General features: G+C 65.5%; 19 protein-coding genes. 14 read left to right on the top strand and 5 right to left on the bottom strand.

Going from position 1 to position 18,832, the window contains the following annotated elements:
- Window positions 1–11 precede the first annotated feature (11 nt).
- Entirely contained in the window at window positions 12–692 is a 681-nt protein-coding gene (locus GSQ79_RS04680; RefSeq protein ID WP_158807572.1) for a heme oxygenase (biliverdin-producing), read from the top strand.
- A gap of 1 nt (window position 693) precedes the next feature.
- Here GSQ79_RS04680 and GSQ79_RS04675 read toward each other — a convergent pair whose 3' ends face one another.
- The gene (locus GSQ79_RS04675; protein WP_158807571.1) at window positions 694–2,892 is read right to left on the bottom strand and encodes a GAF domain-containing protein; all 2,199 of its coding nucleotides are present in this window, start codon (window positions 2,890–2,892) and stop codon (window positions 694–696) included.
- A gap of 191 nt (window positions 2,893–3,083) precedes the next feature.
- Here GSQ79_RS04675 and GSQ79_RS04670 point away from each other — a divergent pair, with 191 nt between their 5' ends.
- Window positions 3,084–3,515, top strand: a complete 432-nt coding sequence (locus GSQ79_RS04670) for a cytochrome c family protein (protein ID WP_158807570.1) — start codon at window positions 3,084–3,086, stop codon at window positions 3,513–3,515.
- A gap of 74 nt (window positions 3,516–3,589) precedes the next feature.
- Here GSQ79_RS04670 and GSQ79_RS04665 read toward each other — a convergent pair whose 3' ends face one another.
- The 4 genes from GSQ79_RS04665 to GSQ79_RS04650 all read right to left on the bottom strand — a co-directional run bounded on the left by GSQ79_RS04665 (window position 3,590) and on the right by GSQ79_RS04650 (window position 7,651).
- Window positions 3,590–3,862 (bottom strand): hypothetical protein, encoded by a 273-nt coding sequence (locus tag GSQ79_RS04665; protein WP_158807569.1) that lies wholly within the window; start codon window positions 3,860–3,862, stop codon window positions 3,590–3,592.
- A gap of 6 nt (window positions 3,863–3,868) precedes the next feature.
- Entirely contained in the window at window positions 3,869–5,227 is a 1,359-nt protein-coding gene (locus GSQ79_RS04660) for a BCD family MFS transporter (protein ID WP_246725097.1), read from the bottom strand.
- Window positions 5,224–6,654, bottom strand: a complete 1,431-nt coding sequence (ppsR, locus tag GSQ79_RS04655) for a transcriptional regulator PpsR (protein ID WP_158807568.1) — start codon at window positions 6,652–6,654, stop codon at window positions 5,224–5,226. Before ppsR ends, GSQ79_RS04660 begins: the two co-directional genes overlap by 4 nt.
- A gap of 73 nt (window positions 6,655–6,727) precedes the next feature.
- Window positions 6,728–7,651: a B12-binding domain-containing protein gene (locus GSQ79_RS04650; protein ID WP_158807567.1), complete on the bottom strand. Its 924-nt coding sequence runs from the start codon at window positions 7,649–7,651 to the stop codon at window positions 6,728–6,730.
- A 343-nt stretch (window positions 7,652–7,994) separates the two neighbouring features.
- On the opposite strand from GSQ79_RS04650, the gene bchF reads away from it, so the two are divergent.
- The 12 genes from bchF to puhE are packed head-to-tail and all read left to right on the top strand — an operon-like array spanning window position 7,995 to window position 18,618.
- Window positions 7,995–8,465 (top strand): 2-vinyl bacteriochlorophyllide hydratase, encoded by a 471-nt coding sequence (gene bchF, locus GSQ79_RS04645; RefSeq protein ID WP_246725101.1) that lies wholly within the window; start codon window positions 7,995–7,997, stop codon window positions 8,463–8,465.
- A gap of 50 nt (window positions 8,466–8,515) precedes the next feature.
- Window positions 8,516–9,748: a ferredoxin:protochlorophyllide reductase (ATP-dependent) subunit N gene (locus tag GSQ79_RS04640; RefSeq protein WP_246725100.1), complete on the top strand. Its 1,233-nt coding sequence runs from the start codon at window positions 8,516–8,518 to the stop codon at window positions 9,746–9,748.
- A gap of 1 nt (window position 9,749) precedes the next feature.
- Window positions 9,750–11,315, top strand: a complete 1,566-nt coding sequence (bchB, locus tag GSQ79_RS04635; protein ID WP_158807565.1) for a ferredoxin:protochlorophyllide reductase (ATP-dependent) subunit B — start codon at window positions 9,750–9,752, stop codon at window positions 11,313–11,315.
- 18 nt (window positions 11,316–11,333) lie between these two features.
- Entirely contained in the window at window positions 11,334–12,239 is a 906-nt protein-coding gene (gene bchL, locus GSQ79_RS04630; RefSeq protein ID WP_158807564.1) for a ferredoxin:protochlorophyllide reductase (ATP-dependent) iron-sulfur ATP-binding protein, read from the top strand.
- The gene (gene bchM, locus GSQ79_RS04625) at window positions 12,239–12,937 is read left to right on the top strand and encodes a magnesium protoporphyrin IX methyltransferase (protein WP_158807563.1); all 699 of its coding nucleotides are present in this window, start codon (window positions 12,239–12,241) and stop codon (window positions 12,935–12,937) included. Before bchL ends, bchM begins: the two co-directional genes overlap by 1 nt.
- Window positions 12,934–14,382: a BCD family MFS transporter gene (locus tag GSQ79_RS04620; protein WP_158807562.1), complete on the top strand. Its 1,449-nt coding sequence runs from the start codon at window positions 12,934–12,936 to the stop codon at window positions 14,380–14,382. Before bchM ends, GSQ79_RS04620 begins: the two co-directional genes overlap by 4 nt.
- 21 nt (window positions 14,383–14,403) lie before the next feature.
- Window positions 14,404–15,177 (top strand): photosynthetic reaction center subunit H, encoded by a 774-nt coding sequence (gene puhA / locus GSQ79_RS04615; RefSeq protein WP_158807561.1) that lies wholly within the window; start codon window positions 14,404–14,406, stop codon window positions 15,175–15,177.
- Entirely contained in the window at window positions 15,174–15,824 is a 651-nt protein-coding gene (gene puhB, locus GSQ79_RS04610; RefSeq protein ID WP_158807560.1) for a photosynthetic complex putative assembly protein PuhB, read from the top strand. Before puhA ends, puhB begins: the two co-directional genes overlap by 4 nt.
- A 23-nt stretch (window positions 15,825–15,847) precedes the next feature.
- Window positions 15,848–16,312, top strand: a complete 465-nt coding sequence (puhC, locus tag GSQ79_RS04605) for a photosynthetic complex assembly protein PuhC (RefSeq protein ID WP_158807559.1) — start codon at window positions 15,848–15,850, stop codon at window positions 16,310–16,312.
- Window positions 16,313–16,326: 14 nt separating this feature from the next.
- The gene (locus GSQ79_RS04600; protein WP_158807558.1) at window positions 16,327–16,659 is read left to right on the top strand and encodes a hypothetical protein; all 333 of its coding nucleotides are present in this window, start codon (window positions 16,327–16,329) and stop codon (window positions 16,657–16,659) included.
- A gap of 29 nt (window positions 16,660–16,688) precedes the next feature.
- Window positions 16,689–17,750 (top strand): magnesium-protoporphyrin IX monomethyl ester (oxidative) cyclase, encoded by a 1,062-nt coding sequence (gene acsF / locus GSQ79_RS04595; RefSeq protein ID WP_246725099.1) that lies wholly within the window; start codon window positions 16,689–16,691, stop codon window positions 17,748–17,750.
- Window positions 17,751–17,766: 16 nt separating this feature from the next.
- Window positions 17,767–18,618, top strand: coding sequence for a putative photosynthetic complex assembly protein PuhE (gene puhE, locus GSQ79_RS04590; protein ID WP_158807556.1), 852 nt, complete (start codon window positions 17,767–17,769; stop codon window positions 18,616–18,618).
- Window positions 18,619–18,832 lie beyond the last annotated feature (214 nt).

Genomic DNA, 18,832 nt, shown 5'->3' with positions numbered 1-18,832 from the left:
CAGAGAGACCCATGACCGCCCAAGCCGCTGACTTCCACGCGATCGACACAGGCGTTCAAGCGCCGACCTTCGCCGCCGTTCTTCGCGAACGGACGCAGGCGATCCATCGCGAGGCGGAACGCTCGGGCTATATCGCGGACCTTTTGCGCGGGCGGGCCACCCGCTTCGGTTATGCTATGTACGTCGCCAGTCTGCTGCCGGCTTATGAAGCGATGGAGCGGCACCTTTCGGTCGATAGCCCGATACCGGCGCTTCGCGCCTTTGCGGCGCCGGGCCTGGCGCGCAGCGCGGCGCTGCGTCACGACCTTCATGCTCTGGCCAGCGCCTCTGACGGCCCGATGCCCATCCTGCCGGAAGCGCAGGCCTACGCCGACGCCGTGGCGGCGCAAGGCGAGAGCATCGGCCTCGTCGCGCATGCCTATGCCCGCTATCTCGGCGACCTCAGCGGCGGGCAAATTCTCAAGCCGCTGCTGGCGCGCACGCTCGGACTCGAGCCGGCGCAACTGACCTTCTACGACTTTCCCGCCATCGCCGATATTGCGGCGTGTAAGACCGCGCTGCGCGAGGCGTTGGACACGATCGTTCCCGGCACGTCTGAGTCCGAGCATGTCGTCGCGGAGGCGCTTGCCGCGTTCCGTCATACCATTGCTGTGTCGACGGCTGTCTCGACGGCAATGCTCGGCGCTGACTAGCTCACGTGTCGATCGACGGTCCGGCGTCCGTGCCGGCATGCCACATCAAATGCTCGAGCAGATCGGCAGTGCGCGCAACCGAGGTGCGGATCGACTCGAGCATCGTCGGCATGCGGTCCGTATCGATGCCATAGGTGATCTCGAGGGCGGCGAGTTGCGCGTTTTCGACGATCGGCGCAAGCATGGCTTGGAAGGCGCTGTCCTCCGTCGCGTCGAGCTTTGCCGGCCTGACGAAGCGGCGGTCGATCATGCCGTCCTGAAAACGCCGGCGCGCGGTTTCGGCCGCCTTGCGCTCGCTGATCTCGGTAAAATGGACCATGTAGCCAAGCTTGCGGTCGAGCGTGGCGAACACCGGTTCCGCGCGCACCGTCAACGGTTTGACGTCGCCGCTCAAGGTTTCCAGTCCGAGTTCGCCGCGCCAGGTGCGCCCCTGCTCGGTGAGATCCTGGATCGCCTTGCGCACGTTCAGCGGTTCGGAAAAGAACTGCGGGAGATCGTCGAGCCGGCGCAGCGACGGGTGCCCCGGCCGCAACAGCTGCTCGAAAGCCTCGTTGGTCAGCAGGATGCGCCCGCTCGCGTTGGCGACGATCATCGGCTGGACGGAGAGGCGGACCTGCCGTGACAGGGTCTCCAGCTGGTCCTGCGCGATCAGCATGCGCACCGAGCGGAACTGCAGCACCATATCTGCGACGGTATCACTGATCAGCCGCGCCGTCCGGCGGTCGGCCGGAGCCCATGGATCCGCCGTCCCTTCGACGACCTGATGCCATTGCGCGAAGGAGAGGCGCGGCGAGAGCTGTACGGGATCCGTCCCGACGATCACTGGCTTGGTGGGATCACCGCCCCAGGTCACGGTGCGGACGCGCTCCGGCCGGAACCACAGAAGGTACTCGCCTGCGGTGTTCGACACCGGCGTCGCCGAAATGGGCGTCGCGAGCACGCCGGTCGCGACATCCGCCAGCGGCGCGAAGGTCGGTTCGTCGCGCCCAAGCGACGCGGTCGCCATCACGGCCTCGCGCGGCCGGCTGTCGAGCCAGGCGCCGATCTCGCGGATCTGCTGGGTGCCCGGCACGTCCCCAGCGGTCTGGATCTGCCCTTCGTATAGCAGCGCGGCGCCGCTCGCGCCCATCGATTTGAGCAGGGTCTGCGGCCCGTCGAACAGCGCCATCCGCCAGTCGCCATCGCGTTCGATGGCTTCAACCATCCGCTGTTCGAGCCGGCGAACGACCAGCTCGGACTGCGCCTGGACGAAACTTTCCAGCGCGGCGATCCGGGTGGCGACGAGTTCCGCAACGAGTTCGCACAAGGCGCGGACCTCGAAGTGGATGAAGCGCGGCGAATAATGGTGGCAGGCGACGAGACCCCACAGTTGGCCGCCCACCACGATGGAGACCACGAGCGTCGCCCGCACCCCCATGTTCTTCAGGTACTGCAGGTGGATCGGCGACATCGAGCGCAAAAAGCACATCGACATGTCGAGGTCCTGGCCGGTGATCGGCGACAGCCGCGGCACCAGCGGCACCGGCGCGTAGCCGACATCGACAAGCACCCGCACACGGTTCTGCAGATAGAGCACGCGGCCGATCTGCGGAATGTCGGAGGCGGGATAGCGGTTGCCGAGGAAGGCCTCGAGCTCTGGCTTCTTCTTCTCGGAAAAAACCTGGCCGTGGCCGTGCTCGTCGAAGCGATAGACCATGACCCGATCGTAACCGGCGATGGATTCGAACAGCGCGGCGGTCTCGTCGCACAGCGCGCGCAGCGACGGCGCGCCCAGAATCGTCTGCGACGCCCGGTCGATCGAAGCACGCAAATCGACGGGCTCGCCGGCCTTTTCCAACTCGATGATCACGCCGCCGTCGGCGGGACGGTGCAGCAGACCGTCGACCTCGATTGCGGGGTTGCCGATCGTGCAGCGCACCGCGACGGCCTGGCGGTGGATCGGTTCCTGAAGATGCGCCCGCAGCCGCATTGCCATCGTGCCGGGAAACGAGTCTATGGCGCAACCGATCACGTCACGGGGCAGGTTGAGGAAGGCCTGAGCATTGGCGCTGGCCTGGATCACCGTCGTGGCGTCGTCGTCGAGGACGAGGAGGGCGCCATGCGGCTGGATCGAGCCGGCGAGATGGATCTGCTCCCGCTCGCAATTCGACAGATCGGCCTCGCCGAAGGCCGGCGGGTCATATGTTGATGATGAGGTCAAGCCTCACGTCCTCCCAAGGGACTATTTTGGATAACTATACCACGAAGTCACAGGAAACGCCGCGACATTAGAGTCGCTACAAAAAGGTGGCTTGACCTCTGCAACGGGGCTGCCCTTTGTAGCGTTGCGCCTGGACAGTGCCGGATCCCTTGGGATTGGCAGGGTCGTCAATTCGGCGAGGGAGGAATGCAATGAAGAGTATTAATGCGGCGGTGATCGCCACGGGTCTGGTGCTGGCGATGGGCGGTTCCGCTTTCGCCCAGGACGCCACCAAGGGTAAGTCCACGTTCAACCAGTGCATGGCATGCCATCGCATCGGCCCGGATGCCAAGGCTCTCGTCGGCCCGCCGTTGACCGACGTGATTGGTCGCACCGCCGGCACGTTCGCAGGCTTCGCCTATTCGAACCTGATGAAGGACGCCGGCGCCGCTGGTCTCGTCTGGACCGACCAGGAGATCGTGGATTACCTCGTTAATCCGTCGGCCTACCTGAAGAAGTTTTTGACCGACAAGGGCAAGGCCGACAAGGCCACCGGGTCGAGCAAGATGGTTTACATGCTGGCCAACGAAGATCAGCGTAAGAACGTCGTCGCCTACGTCGCGACCTTCTCGACGAAGAAGTAAAAGCTTCACGCCATCGCGAGCCCAAGCTCCGGCGGAGAATCGAACAGGCGGGTCCAGCTTTGGACCCGCCTTTTTTATGGAATCCCGCGGTCCGCCGCTTGGTCCCAGCGCCCGGCGAAGTCCAGTAGATGCGCGCACAGGGACGCCAGAAGACATAGCGCAAGCTGCCAGGCTGGCGCGCCGCCCAGCGCCAGGCGGGCCGTGAGAAGCAAGGCGAATCCCGCGGACAGATTCGCGAGGTAGCGCTGCGGCGCGATCCCGCGACCCGTCGTTCGGTGATACAGCGCCAGCGCCAGTGCCTCCACGAAGACGAGCCCGAGAATTCCATCCATCAGAACGATCATCATATTATGTCATCGCCGGTCGGCCGCCGGGACGGCGAAGTCCGTGTCGTCTCGTAAAAGCCGTGCGGCGGAACGCTCGAGGCCGGCGGCAAGCGTGGATGCGTAGACAAAGACCAGCGCCTGGCACAGGAAGACGACGGCATAGGCAGCAGCCCCGGTCGCCATGATATGACGAGCGACATCGCTTAAAACGGTCGCTATGAGGCCGCCGCCGCCGAAGGCAATAGCCTGCGCAGCGCCCCAAAGCCCCATCCGTACACCTTCGCGCGCCGGTCCGCCCGTGCCGACTAGTTGCATCATCGAACCGATCGCGCCGATCGCATAGGCGCCGTTCGCTGCCCCGAGGCAGAAGAGAAGGGCGGACAGCGGTTTAGGCGCGCCCGCGAGCCCCAGACCGGCGATCCCGAGAAGTGCCGCGCCCGACGCGAGGCATCCGCAGGTCATCCAGAGGCCGAGCGCCCCGAAACGCAAACGGCGGAGCAGAGTGCCGGCGACGGCGACCACAATCATACCCGCGAGCGCGCCGCCATGCAGAAAGCCGGCGAGTTCGGCCGTCGCGCCGGGTGTCAGGCCGAAGGTCGCACCGGCGAACGGCTCGATGAGAAGATCCTCGCCGCCGTAGGCCAGCATCGAGACGAACACGAAGATTGCGAACCGTCGCGCCTGCGGCTCAGCCCAGACCTCGCGCAAGGCCGCGGCAAAATTCTGGCTTTCGCCTGAGGCGGGGGCTGTCTCGATCGTTCCTTCGATCCCCCAGACGGCAAGACAACTAACGACGAAGGCCAGTCCGGAGATAGCCGCGGAGACCGCGATGAGCCGCGCCGGCGAGAACGGATCGAGAAAGTGGCCGGCGGTGGCGGCGGTGATGATGAAGCCGGCGATCATCATCACCCAGGCGATGGTCGCGGCGGCCGGGCGTCGCTCGGGCGCGGTGCGCTTGGCCAGCAGCACCAGCAGCGCCGTGCCGGACGCGCCGACGCCGAGCCCGATGAGAAGGAACGAGGGGATCGCCAGGGCGATCCCGCCGATCAGGCTGCGGCCCATCAGGGCGGTGGAGACCGCCGCGCCGACGCCGCCGAGCGCGAGGACCGCCATGCCGCCGATGATCCAGGGTGTCCGCCGGCCACCGACGTCGGACTCGTGGCCGAGCCGCGGCCGCAGCACCTGCATCGCATAGTGCAGCGCCACGAGCAGGCCGGGCAGGGCCGCGGGCAAAGCGAGTTCGATGACCATCACGCGGTTCATCGTCGAGGTCGCGAGAACGAAGATCGCCCCGAGCGCGGTCTGGACAAGCCCGAGGCGGATGATGCCGAACCAGGACAGCGGCGCCAGTGCTGGCGCCTGCGCTGCCGGCCCGGCGCCGGTCACGCCTGACTCTCGTCTTCCGTGGCGACGTCCGCGAAGCCGAACCGCCGGAGCTTGACGTAGAGGCTCTGCCGGCTGAGCCCAAGCATTTCCGCGGCCGACGCGCGGTTGTCGCCGGTCAGCTCCAGCGCCGCCTCGATGCAGAGCTTTTCGATGACGTCGGTGGTTTCGCGGACCAGATCCTTGAGCGGAACGCGGCCGATCAGTTCGGTGAGTTGCGCCGCCGAATGCGGCAGGTCCTGCGGCGCGCGGGCGGGTGGCGTGCTAAGCCGCAGCCCGACATTGCGGATGGCGAAGCCAAAGCTCTTCGCCTTGTCCTGGCCGAGCGTCACGGCCGAGATTTCGACGTCGATGCTCGCGCCTTCGTCTCCGTTCAAGGTGGTGGCGAAGAGCCGGACGCTGCCGTGCTGGCGCAGATTGGCGGTCAGCACGTCGAAATCCACGCCCTGGCGACGGAACCAGCGCTCGATGGGCGTGCCGTGCAACTGATCCGCGTCTGAGACCTGGACCATGTCGGCGAAGGCCGCATTCGCCGCAAGGATGCGGCCGGTCGTATTGGTCAGCACGAAGCCGTCGGGTGCGGCCTGGATGAAGCTGGAAAACCGCGTTTCGTCGTCGGCGCCGAGCGAGGTGTGCGCGCTGGTCACCGGAAGCAGACGCACGAGAAGCAGCGACGCGGCTTCCTGGCGGAACGCCGATGCCGAGATCGTCACGCTGCGCGTCGTGCCGGCAAGTTCGGCCCTCATGTCGTCCGCGCGGTTGCCGCTACGCAGCTCGCTCAGGAAGGTCTGAATGTCGCTGCGACTGGTGGGCGCGAACATCTCGACGAACGGACGGCCGATGCCGCGCTTCGATCCGCGGTCGATCAGGGTGGTCGCAGCCGGATTGGCTTCCACCACCTTGAGAGTCGCGGCGTCGACGATCAGCACCGGCTCCGATGCGGTCTGGAACAGGACGCGATAGCGCGTTTCCGCGAAGCGCAGGCGGGCGTAGTCGCGCTCCATCGCCATCTGCGCATCGATGAGACGCTGCTGCAGCGTCGCGACGGCGCGGAGATCGCGGCCGAGCGCGACGAACCTGTCGCTCGACCCGAGCCGGACCGCGGAATAGAGGATCGGCACATCGCGCCCTTGCGCCGTCTGGTGGTTGATCTGGCGCCAGCCGGAGGCGTTGTTGGCTCCGGCTTCGCGAATCAGGGCCTCGACCTTGTGCTGGCTATCGGCGGTGACGGTTTCGCTCCAGTGGCGGCCGAACCATTTGCCGTAGCCCTCGAGTTCCAGGGACAGATCGGCGCGCTGGAAGGCGAGATCCTGGATGATGCCGGCGCCATCGACGACGATCGCAACGTCGGCCGCGGTCGCGATCAGCGTTGCAGCGGTCTCCGCGTCGAGCGTGCCGATCGAATCGTGGGGGGCCTTGAAAGCCTTCACGGGAACCTGAACCTTCTGCGGCGGGCACGACATCCGCTGCGAACATCCGGCTCTCGTCGTCTTAGGACGCGTGTTACCGGAGGCGCGCTTGCGGTGTCGGCAAGGAAACGAATTGGTTGGCTTGTAAAAGGCCGGCGCGCGGGTCCGCGGCGTTCAGATCCGCCCCGACCATGCGCACGAATTCCGGATGGTCGATGAAAATCTGACCGCAGACGATGACGCCGACCGAGCGGTTGGGCGCCCCGCGACGGATGGAGCGGATGCTCGAGGCAATCGTGTCGAGCTGCCGATCGCTCGCGACAAGAAGCTCGATCACGTCGAACCATTGCTGGCGCACGGTGTCGTCGAACGTCGTGCTCGACAGATCCGGCTCGATCCAGGAGTCCCAGCCGCCGCGGCGGAAAAATTCCGAAACGACGACCAGACCGACCATCGCCGCGGCGACGTCGACGCCGGTCCGATGCGGCGCGGCCAGCAGCGCCCGATGCCCGGTATCCGTCGTCCCGCGTTCGGCACGAAAGGCCGGTGCGAAGTGCCGCAGCACACTTTGAAGGTTCAGGAGCGCGAGCGTTGCCTCCGCAAAGCCGCAGAGATCTTCGCTCCACAGGCGACGGAGATGGCTCGCCGCGGGCGTCAGGAGATGGAGATAGATGCACTCGAGCGACCGGCCTTCAATCCTGAGCGCGTCGATCCTGCCGCAGGCCCCGGCATGATCATTTGCCAGCAGTCTGTCGCAGAGAGCGGTGACCTCGTCTTCGAGGGCGCTGACACCGGGCAAAATGGGCTGCGGCGGCGTTTGGCGCAAGTCATTTCGATGGAGGCCGTGAAGATGCGGAACCACCTGCCGCTCCACGATCGCCCGCAGATCCAAGGGCGGTGCGGCGGCGCGCTTGGACTGCAGCCCCGCGAGTAAAATCGCAAAAGGGTCGCCGGAAGCAGGCCGGTCGGGCGCTCCCAGAAAGTCGAAATCACTTACCAATCCTTGAAATTCGGTCATGATCGAACCCCTCCCCCAAATAGGTCTTGTTTTTCGCAGTTCGTCAAGTTTGGTTTACGTCTAGTCTTGTTGACACTTTGATCCTGTGAGCCTAGGCTTTCTCATGGTGCAAGAAGGCTTGGATGAAACGATGCCGCGAGCCGTCCAGCGAAGCGACTTGGAAACTGAAACAACGGGCAACCCCGTTGGTGTTCGGATGCGGGTCGGAAGCAAGAACGAAAACGAGTGCATCGCACAACCCGACGATGCCGTTCTGCCATTGCATCAAAGGCCTACCGCCACGTCAACATCGGCTGACAGGGGACCTTCGCGGTACTTTACACCGGGTCAAAACGGAGGCAGTCTGCTGTATACGCCGGCACAACGCCTCAAGCGCGACAGTAGCGTCTGGACTTTGGTCCAAGGCGTTCTTGCGCCGGCACAATTCGCGATTTTCCTGATCAGTCTCGGGCTCGTCGTGCGCTTCCTCGTCATGGGCGAAGGATACGCCTGGGCGGCCGGCTCGATCGTCGTCAAGACGCTGGCTCTCTACACGATCATGGTCACCGGCGCGATCTGGGAACGTGACGTCTTCGGCGTGTATCTGTTCGCCCGGCCCTTCTTCTGGGAGGACGTGTTCAGCATGCTGGTGATCGCGCTGCACACCGCCTATGTCGTCGCGCTTCTGACCGGCGCCCTTGCGGCACACGCGCTGATGCTACTGGCGCTCGCCGCTTACGCGACCTACGTCATCAATGCCGGCCAATTTCTCTGGAAGCTCCGCGCGGCGCGGCTCCAGGGCGCGGGACTGCCCGCGGTGGAGGCGGTTTCGTGACCGCGGCCGGGGGGCTTTGCGCGACAGCGCCGACGCGGCGCGAGCCGACGATCATCCGCGAGCGTGGCCAGCGCGAGGTGTTCTGCGGTCTGACCGGAATTGTCTGGCTGCACCGCAAGATCCAGGACGCATTCTTCCTCGTCGTGGGGTCGCGCACCTGTGCGCATCTCATCCAGTCCGCCGCCGGCGTGATGATCTTTGCCGAGCCGCGCTTCGCCACCGCGATCATCGACGAGCGCGACCTGGCGGGCCTCTCCGATGCCAATGCCGAACTCGACCGCATCGTCGCGCAGCTGCTGGAGCGACGTCCCGATATCAAGCTGCTGTTCCTCGTCGGCTCCTGCCCGTCGGAAGTCATCAAGCTCGATCTGTCGCGCGCAGCGCTGCGGCTGTCGCGCGATCATGCGCCCGGTGTGCGCATCCTCAATTATTCCGGCAGCGGCATCGAGACGACCTTCACCCAGGGCGAGGATGCCTGCCTGGCCTCACTGGTTCCCGAGATGGCGCCGGAAGCGACCGACGCGGCGCCGTCGCTTCTCGTCGTCGGCGCACTTGCCGATGTCGTCGAGGATCAATTCAAGCGGCTGTTTGCCGCGCTCGGCATTGGTCCCGTGCAGTTCCTGCCGCCGCGCCGCGCCGCAGATTTACCTGCTGTCGGGCGCAAGACGACGTACATCTTGGCGCAGCCATTTCTCGGCGACACCGCGCGAGCGCTGGATGATCGCGGGGCAACCCGCATCGATGCGCCGTTCCCGCTCGGCGCCGAAGGCACGAGCCTGTGGTTCGGCGCTGCGGCCGCGGCCTTCGGCATCGATCCCGCGCATGTCGAAAGCGTGCTGGCGCCGGCGCGTGATCGCGCCATGCGACCGCTGTCCCGCTACCGGCTTGCCCTGAAAGGCAAGCGCATCTTCTTCTTTCCGGACTCCCAGCTCGAAGTGCCGCTCGCCCGTTTTCTCTCGCGCGAACTCGGCATGAAACTCGTCGAAGTCGGCACGCCCTATCTGCATCGAGAACACCTCGCCGCGGACCTCGCGCTGCTACCCGACGATGTCGTCCTGAGCGAAGGCCAGGACGTCGAAAAACAGCTCGACCGTTGCCGCGCGCAAAACCCCGACCTCGTCGTCTGTGGCCTCGGCCTCGCCAATCCGCTCGAGGCGGAAGGTTTGACCACGAAGTGGTCGATCGAACTCGTCTTCACGCCGATCCAGGGCTTCGAACAGGCCGGCGATCTCGCCGAACTGTTCGTGCGGCCCCTGGCACGGCGTACAAAGCTGGTGGCCTGAGATGCAGCTCACCGTCTGGACCTACGAAGGCCCCCCGCACGTCGGCGCGATGCGCATCGCGACGGGCATGGAGGGCGTGCATTACGTGCTGCACGCGCCGCAGGGCGACACGTATGCCGACCTGTTGTTCACGATGATCGAGCGACGCCAGAAACGGCCGCCGGTGACCTACACGACGTTCCAGGCGCGCGACCTCGGCAGCGATACGGCCAACTTGTTCAAGAGCGCGGTGCAGGACGCCTATGATCGGTTTCAGCCGCAGGCCATCCTCGTCGGCGCCTCATGCACCGCCGAGCTGATCCAGGACGATCCCGGCGGCCTTGCCGAAGCGCTGCATCTGCCGGTGCCGATCGTGGCGCTGGAACTGCCGTCCTACCAGAAGAAGGAAAACTGGGGCGCGGCCGAAACCTTTTATCGGCTGGTGCGGACCTTTGCCGGGCCACATGCCTTGGCCCCTGGTGCCAAGCGCGCGCCGCGGGCGGCGGAGCGTCGTCCCAGCTGCAATCTTCTCGGCGCCACAGCGCTGGGCTTCCGCCATCGCGACGATGGCGCCGAGATTATCCGCCTGCTCGCAAGCATCGGCGTCGACGTCAATGTCGCAGCGCCGATGGGCGCGACGCCCGCCGATCTCGCGCGTCTCGGCGATGCCGACTTCAACGTCGTCCTCTATCCCGAGATTGCCGGGCCTTCCGCCAAGTGGCTGGAAAAAGCCTTCGCGCAGCCTTGCACGAAGGTCGTGCCGATCGGTGTCGGCGCCACGCGCGATTTCATCGCCGAAGTCGGCGCGCTCGCCAACATCGATGTGTCGACGATGCTGGATGCCGAACAGTCGCGACTGCCCTGGTATTCGCGCTCTGTCGACTCGACCTATCTGACCGGCAAACGCGTGTTCATTTTTGGTGATGCGACCCATGCCGTCGCCGCAGCTCGGATCGCGGCGGAAGAGCTCGGTTTTACCGTCGTCGCCGTCGGCAGCTATTCCCGCGAGTTCGCTCGCGACATCCGCGACGCCGCCCAGAAATATGGCGCGGAGGCTCTGATCACCGACGATTTCCTCGCCGTCGAACAGCATATCCAGGCGCTGCAGCCGGAGCTTGTGCTCGGCACGCAGATGGAGCGCCACATCGCCAAGCGCCTCAAGATTCCCTGCGCCGTGATTTCCGCGCCCGTCCACGTCCAGGATTTTCCCGCGCGCTATTCCCCGCAGATGGGATTCGAGGGCGCCAACGTAATTTTCGACACGTTCGTCCATCCGCTGATGATGGGGTTGGAGGAGCACCTGCTCGGGATGTTCCGCGACGAAGACGGCGAGTTCAGCGATACGGCCGTGCCGTCGCATCTCGCGGCATCGGGGGCTGCGCCGATCCTGGTAATGCCGCAGGCCGTGCCAAGCGCCGACGCTATCACGCTGGACTGGGCACCCGAGGCTCAAAAAGAATTGGGCAAGATCCCGTTCTTCGTGCGCGGCAAGGCCCGGCGCAATACGGAGAAGTTTGCCGCCGAGCGCGGATTGCCGCGCATCACGATCGAGACCTTGTACGACGCCAAGGCGCATTTCAGCCGCTGAAGTTTTGGGAGAACCCGCATGACCATCGCGATCAAGCCTCCCACCTGCAAATCGGCAGCGTTTCTCGACGGCGACGGCTCCGTCCAGGTGCACCTCGACCCGAGCGTCAAGATCGGTACGGCCAAGGTCTTCGCCGTCTACGGCAAGGGCGGCATTGGCAAGAGCACGACGTCATCCAATCTCTCTGCAGCCTTCTCCAAGATCGGCAAGCGCGTCTTGCAGATCGGATGCGATCCAAAGCATGACTCGACTTTCACGCTGACGAAAAAACTCATTCCGACCGTCATCGACATTCTCGAAACCGTCGATTTTCATACCGAAGAGCTGCGTACCGAGGACTTCGTGTTCGAGGGCTACAATGGCGTGATGTGCGTCGAGGCGGGCGGGCCGCCGGCCGGCACCGGTTGCGGCGGCTACGTCGTTGGGCAGACGGTGAAGCTGCTCAAGGAGCACCACCTGCTCGACGAAACCGATGTCGTCATCTTCGACGTTTTAGGCGACGTCGTCTGCGGCGGCTTCGCCGCGCCGCTGCAGCACGCCGAACGCGCTTTGGTGGTGACGGCAAACGACTTCGACTCGATCTTCGCGATGAACCGTATCGTCGCCGCGATCGAAGCCAAGGCGAAGAATTATAGAGTCCGTTTCGGCGGCGTCATCGTCAACCGCAGCAACGGCACCGATCAGGTCGACAAGTTCAACGCGCGCGTGGGGCTGAACAAGGTGGCGCATTTCCCCGATCTCGACGCGATCCGCAAGAGCCGGCTGAAGAAGGCGACGCTGTTCGAGATGGACGAGACGCCGGAAATCGTGGCCGTGCAGAACGAATATCTCCGCCTCGCCGAGCTGCTCTACAACGGTACCGAGCCGCTGACGCCGAGCGCCTTGAGAGACCGCGACATCTTCGACCTGCTGGGGTTCGACTGATGACCCAGACCACCTATCTCGCCCGCCGCGGCCAGCTGCAGACCTACTTCGATCGCACCGCCGTGGACGCATGGGCGCGGCTGACATCGGATGCGCCGGTAAGCCGCGTTCGCGCCACCGTGCGCGCCGGCCGCGACGCGATGCGCCAGACAATTTTGGATTGGCTGCCCGCCGACCTTTCCGGCGCTCGTTTGCTCGATGCCGGCTGCGGCACCGGAGCGCTTGCCGTCGAGGCGGCGAAGCGCGGCGCCGACGTCGTCGCGATCGACTTGTCGCCGAACCTTGTGGCGTTGGCGCGCGACCGCACGCCGGCTTTGCCCGGTAGCGGCCGCATCGACTTTCGCGCCGGCGATATGCTGGACTCGTCGCTCGGCCGCTTCGATTACGCGGTGGCGATGGACTCGCTCATCCACTACCGCGCCGCCGACATGGCGGACGCGGTGGCGCGTCTCGCGAGCGGCGTCGATCACGGCATCATCTTCACCTTCGCGCCGCGCACGCCCGCCCTGACTGCGATGCACGCGGTCGGAAAGCTGTTCCCGCGCGGCGACAAGTCGCCGGCCATCGAGCCGATCGGCCCTTCTGCCATCACCAAGCGGCTGCGCAGCCATCCTGCTCTTGCCGCGTGGCACACGGACCGCACCCACCGCGTCAGCTCCGGCTTCTACATTTCGCAGGCTCTGGAGGTCGTCCGATGAGCGATGTCGCCGCAGCGCCGAAGAAAAAGCTCGCCGCGCAATGGATGAAGCTCGGCACGCGGTTTCTCCCTTTCGCCGACGCGGCGACGGCGGAATTGCCGCTTGGAAAGCTGCTGCGGCTGTCGCTGTTCCAGGTGTCGGTCGGGATGGCGGTCGTATTGCTCATCGGCACGCTGAACCGTGTGATGATCGTCGAACTCGGCGTGCCGACGTGGCTCGTCGCCGTGATGATCGCGCTACCGCTGATTTTTGCGCCGATCCGCGCGGTGATCGGTTTTCGCTCGGATACGCATCGCTCGGCGCTGGGTTGGCGGCGGGTGCCCTACCTTTGGTACGGCACTCTGCTCCAGTTCGGCGGTCTGGCAATCATGCCCTTCGCGCTGATCATTCTTTCCGGGGATACCACCATGCCCGTCCCGCCGCTCGTCGGGCAGGCCGCGGCAGCGCTGGCGTTCCTGTTGATGGGGGCAGGCCTGCACACGGTGCAGACGGCGGGCCTCGCGCTTGCCACCGACCTTGCGCCGCCGGAGTCGCATCCCAAGGTCGTGTCGCTGCTTTGCGTGATGATGATGCTCGGCATGATGGCGTCGGCTTTGATCTTTGGCTTGGCTCTCGCGCATTTCTCCGAGCTGCGCCTGATCAAGGTGGTGCAGGGCGCCGGCATGGCGACAGCGGTGATCAATATCGTCGCACTGTGGAAGCAGGAGGCGCGCAATCCCGCGGCGACCGCCCGGGATCTCGCGCGGCCGACCTTCGCTGAATCCTGGGGGCTGTTCGCCGCGCAGGGGCGGCCGGTGCGCCGCCTCGTCGCCGTGGCGCTCGGCACCATGGCATTTTCCATGCAGGACGTGCTGCTCGAGCCCTATGGCGGGCAGGTGCTGCATCTCTCCGTCGGCTCGACGACCGGCCTCACCGCGGTGCTGGCCGTCGGCGGCCTGTTCGGCTTCGTCGTCGCCGCCAAATGGCTGATGCGCGGCGTCGACCCGTATCGCTTCGCCGCCGTCGGGACGATCACCGGCATCGCGGCTTTCTCGGCCGTGGTCTTCGCCGATCCGCTGAACTCCATCGCGCTGTTTGCGGCCGGCGTCGGCCTCATCGGCTTCGGCAGCGGCATCTTTGCCCATTGCACGCTCACCGCCGCGATGGGGCTGGCGCAGCGCGGGCAGACCGGCATGGTGCTCGGCGTCTGGGGCGCGGTGCAGGCCTCGGCCGCGGGCATCGCCGTCGCCACCGGCGGTCTGTTGCGCGACGGCGTCGCCTCGCTTGCCACGCAGGGCTCGTTGGGTTCGGCTTTGAGCGGTCCGGGCGTTGGTTACAGCGTCGTCTATCATTGCGAAATCGCGCTGCTGTTCGCGACGCTCATAGCGCTCGGGCCCCTGGTGCGGTCTACCCGCACACGGCGTCAGCAACCATTCCTTTTGGCCCAACAAACAGGCCGCATCTGAGACAAACGAAGGAGGAGAATCATGGGGCATGCCGCGATTACGGGCTACATCGATGTCGCCCAGGTGACTCTCTACGTGTTCTGGCTGTTCTTCGCCGGGCTGATCTACTACCTCCACCGCGAGGACAAGCGCGAGGGCTATCCGCTCGAACACGATCATCCGTCAGGCCGCGTCGTCGTGCAGGGCTACCCCTCGGTGCCGCGGATCAAATCCTTCTTCACCAAGGAGCATGGCCTGATCACCGTGCCCAAGGTGCAGAACGATCGCCGCCACGTCGCCCTCGTGCCCTCGGCCTACTGGCCCGGCGCGCCGCTGGATCCGACCGGCAATCCGATGATCGATGGCGTCGGCCCGGCCTCTTACGCCAACCGCGAGGATGTGCCGGAACTCGGCATCGACGGCCATGACGTGCTCGCGCCGATGCGCATCTCGCCGGAAAACTCGATCGCGAAAGAAGATCCCGATCCCCGCGGCATGGTGGTGCTCGGCGCCGATGGCGCGGTCGCGGGCACCGTCAAGGACGTGTGGGTCGACCGCCAGGAGGTGCTGATCCGCTATCTCGAGGTGGAGCTGCCGACCGCGCTGCGAACCGTCCTGCTGCCGATGGCGATGGCGCGGATCAGCCGCACCCGGCGTACCGTCAAGGTCGCCTCGATCCTCGCCGCGCAATTCGCCGAGGCGCCGATCCTCGCCAATCCCGATCGCGTGACCAAGCTCGAAGAGGACAAGATCGTCGGCTATTTCGCCGGCGGCCACCTCTACGCCACGCCAGATCGCATGGGGCCGCTGCTATGAGCGCGTGGCGGTTTCTCCCCGAGGGCACAGAGCAGCTCGCCGCCGACGAGACGGCGCTGTGGCAGGGCCGCCCGACGACCGGCGGTCTCGCCCGCCGGTTTCTCCATGTCCGCGCCATCACCGGCTATTTCGCGGTTCTCGCCGTCTGGAACCTGTTCGCCGCGCATAGCGATGGCATGCGGGCGTCGGATGCGATGGTCGCGGCGTTCTGGGTTGTCATTCCCGCCGTCGGCGCGGCAGCGATCCTCTATGCCGTGGCGTGGATCTTTGCGATGACGACGCATTACATGATCACCGACAAGCGGATCATCATGCAGATCGGCACGGCGCTGCCGATCATTCTGAGCCTGCCGCTCAGCAAGATCGGTTCTGCGGGGATGAACCTGCAGCGCGACGGCACCGGCGACATCACCGTCGCGTTCAACTCCGAGGATCAGCTTGCCTACCTGCTGTTGTGGCCGCATGCGCGCCCGTGGCGCTTCAAACGGGCGGAACCGATGCTGCGCTCGATCCGCGACGCGCGCGGCGTCGCGGCGATCCTCGCGAAGGCGCTGATGGCGGCGTCGACCGAGCCGGCGATCGCACCCGTTCTCGCGGACGCCGGACACCGTCAGCACGATGCCGAGCCTGCCATGGCGGTGGCTTAAACCACGCCCGAAAGGAGCCCGCGATGCGCTACACGATGGAGAGCAATATCGTCCCCCGCGCGATGGTCGTCGGCCTCGCTGGCGTCCTCGTGCTGACCATGGCGATAGCGTCGGTGTCGCGGCTTACCGGCGCCTATGTCGTGACGATGCCGCCGACGCACGCGATCGCCAGCCGCGACCTCCGCTTCGAGGACCGCGCCGATCGCGGCATCGACGTCCGCGACGCGACGACCGGCGCGTTGATCGCCACCGTTCCGCCTAAAACCGGCGGTTTCCTGCGCGGCGCGATGCGCGGCCTGCTGTACGACTTTCGCTACGGCCTCCATCGTTCGGATGAGGCGCCGGACTATCCCTTTCACTTGACCCGCTGGGCCGATGGGCGACTCTCGCTGGAAGACAGCAAGACCCATCGGACGCTGGAACTGGAAGCGTTCGGGTCGACCAACGAGCAGGTTTTCGCCGATTTCCTCGAGCGGGCACCGCGATGAATGTGGAGCGTGGCATGGCCGAGGCGAGTCTTCAGCATGGCGGGCACAGCGCCTCGGGTGGATGGGCGCGGAAAACGATCGAGGTGCCATGCACTGTCGATCTCGAGCAGACGCCTGATGCTCTGCACGCTTATGTCGATCTGCAGGGCATCGACGTCGGGCCCGGCGACGAGGTGATCGTGCACGACGCGCCGACAGCGATCGCGTTCGGGGAATCCGCCGTCTACCGCTGCCAAGCCAGCGTGCGGCGCGCCGGGCCGTTGCAGCGGGCCTGGGCCTATATCGAAGGCTACCTCGAATTGACCGAACTCTACGAAGTCAGTTTTTCGGAAGGAAAAGCGCGATGATCCCGATGGAAGGCGGCGGCTCCCGCGCCATGGCAAGTTCGGTCGCGATGACCAACGCGAGCCTCGACATCGCCAAGGAGGACACGATCCTCTCGCCGCGGTTCTACACCACCGATTTCGCGGCGATGGACAAGCTCGATGTCGGTCGGGTGCGCAGCGAATGGGATGCGACCATGGCGGAGCTGCGCGCCGACCACAACAAGGCGCATTTCCGCCGCGAAGCGCCGTTCGCCGCCGATCTCATCGCCAGCCTGCCGGACGAGTTGCGCAAGGAGTTCACCGACTTTCTCGTCAGTTCGCTGACCGCCGAATTTTCCGGCTGCGTGCTCTATTCCGAGATCAAGAAGCAGATCAAGAACAAGGATATCCGCGAACTCTTCACCTACATGGCGCGCGACGAATCCCGCCATGCCGGCTTCATCAACGAGACGCTGAAGGATGCTGGAATCGGCATCGATCTCGGCTTTCTCACCAAGGTGAAGAAATACACCTATTTCAAACCGAAGTTCATCTTCTACGCGACCTACCTGTCGGAGAAGATCGGCTACGCCCGCTACATCACGATCTACCGCCAGCTCGAGCGGCACCCCAATCGCCTGTTCCACCCGATCTTTCAGTATTTCGAAAAATGGTGCAACGACGAGTTCCGCCACGGCGAAGCCTTTGCGCTGCTGATGCGCGCCGATCCGTCTCTTCTCAAGGGCCGCAACACGCTGTGGATCCGGTTCTTTCTCCTGGCCGTCTATGCCACGATGTATGTGCGCGACCACATGCGGCCGGCCTTCCACGAAGCCGTCGGGATGGATCCGACCGACTATGATTTTCGGGTGTTCCGCATCACCAACGCCATCGCCAGACAAGTGTTTCCCGTCGCGCTCGATCTCGATCGTCCGGCCTTTCGTGCCGGCCTCGATCGCCTTTTGCGCATCACCGCGGCTCGCGCCGATGCCAAGGCGCGCGGCGGCCTCGTCGGGCGGGTCAAGGCGGCGGGTCTGGCGCTCGCGGCGGCGAGCGTCTTCGCGCGCCTCTATCTGCTCCCGGTCAAGCGCACGGCCCTGCCGCAGTCCGTGCTTCTCGCGCCGGCCTGGTAGGCCGGCGATGGGAGCCGTGGCGCCGCCGATCCTCTACGCGCTGTTCGTCTGGTGGTTCTCCACCGGGATCGTGCTGCTGCTGGTGCTGCGCCGCCGCAGGACGATCGTCTGGAGCCTCGTCGGTGCGGCCGTCTTGTTCCCCGTCAGCCTCTACTGGCTTGCCCGCAGCGGTGCGGACGACAGTGTTACCGGCGCCTACGTCGCCTTCACCGCCGCGATCCTGCTGTGGGGCACCCAGGAGCTCGCCTTCCTCACGGGGTTTCTCACCGGGCCGCGGCCGCTTCCCTGTCCGCCCGCTAGCCATGGACTGCGGCGCGTGGCCTATGCGATCGGCGCCATCCTTTATCACGAGCTTGCCCTGATCGGCTCGGGCGCGGCGGTGGCCGCCGTGACCTTCGGCACCGTCAACCAGGTCGGCTTTTTCACCTTTCTGATCCTGTGGGTGATGCGCCTGAGCGCCAAGCTCAATCTGTTCCTCGGCGTGCCGGTCCTGAACGACGCGGTGATGCCGGATCACCTGACGTTCCTCCGTAGCTATTTTGTTCGCGGCGCGGTGAACCGGCTGTTTCCCTTGGCCATGATCGTCTCGATCCTGGCGACGGTGATGCTGATCCAGCGCGCCTTCGCGGCGGAGGCGAGTGCCGCGACCCTGGCCGGCTCCCTCCTGCTCGCCGCGCTGCTGGCCCTGGCCATCCTCGAGCACGGTTTCATGATGGTCCGCCTGCCCGTGGACGCCTTGTGGCGCTGGAGTACCTTGGGTGGGGTGCAATCCGCGCCCGCGGCTGGTAACGGTTCAACCGATATTCATCGGCGGGACCCGCCGCGCGAGCTCGGTGACGTCGAACGTGTACTGCCAACCGTCCCTTGACCATCGACATCCCGGCCCGGTTTGCGTCGCCGGCTCTGTGTTTTCTGGTCGCATTCTGAAAATCGATCTCGGGGAATGCACCCTGTCGCGACGCGGCGTCTCCGGCCGGGCCGTGTCATGACCACGGTGTCGTCCGCCGCCACCGGGCCGGACACCCGCCGCATGTCTCGTCCGACGATCGCACTGCTTGCCATGTCGATCGTTCTGCCGCTGC

Source organism: Beijerinckia sp. L45 (assembly GCF_009765775.1).
Taxonomy (GTDB): Bacteria; Pseudomonadota; Alphaproteobacteria; order Rhizobiales; family Beijerinckiaceae; genus RH-AL1.
This window is presented reverse-complemented; position numbering and strand designations above follow the sequence as displayed.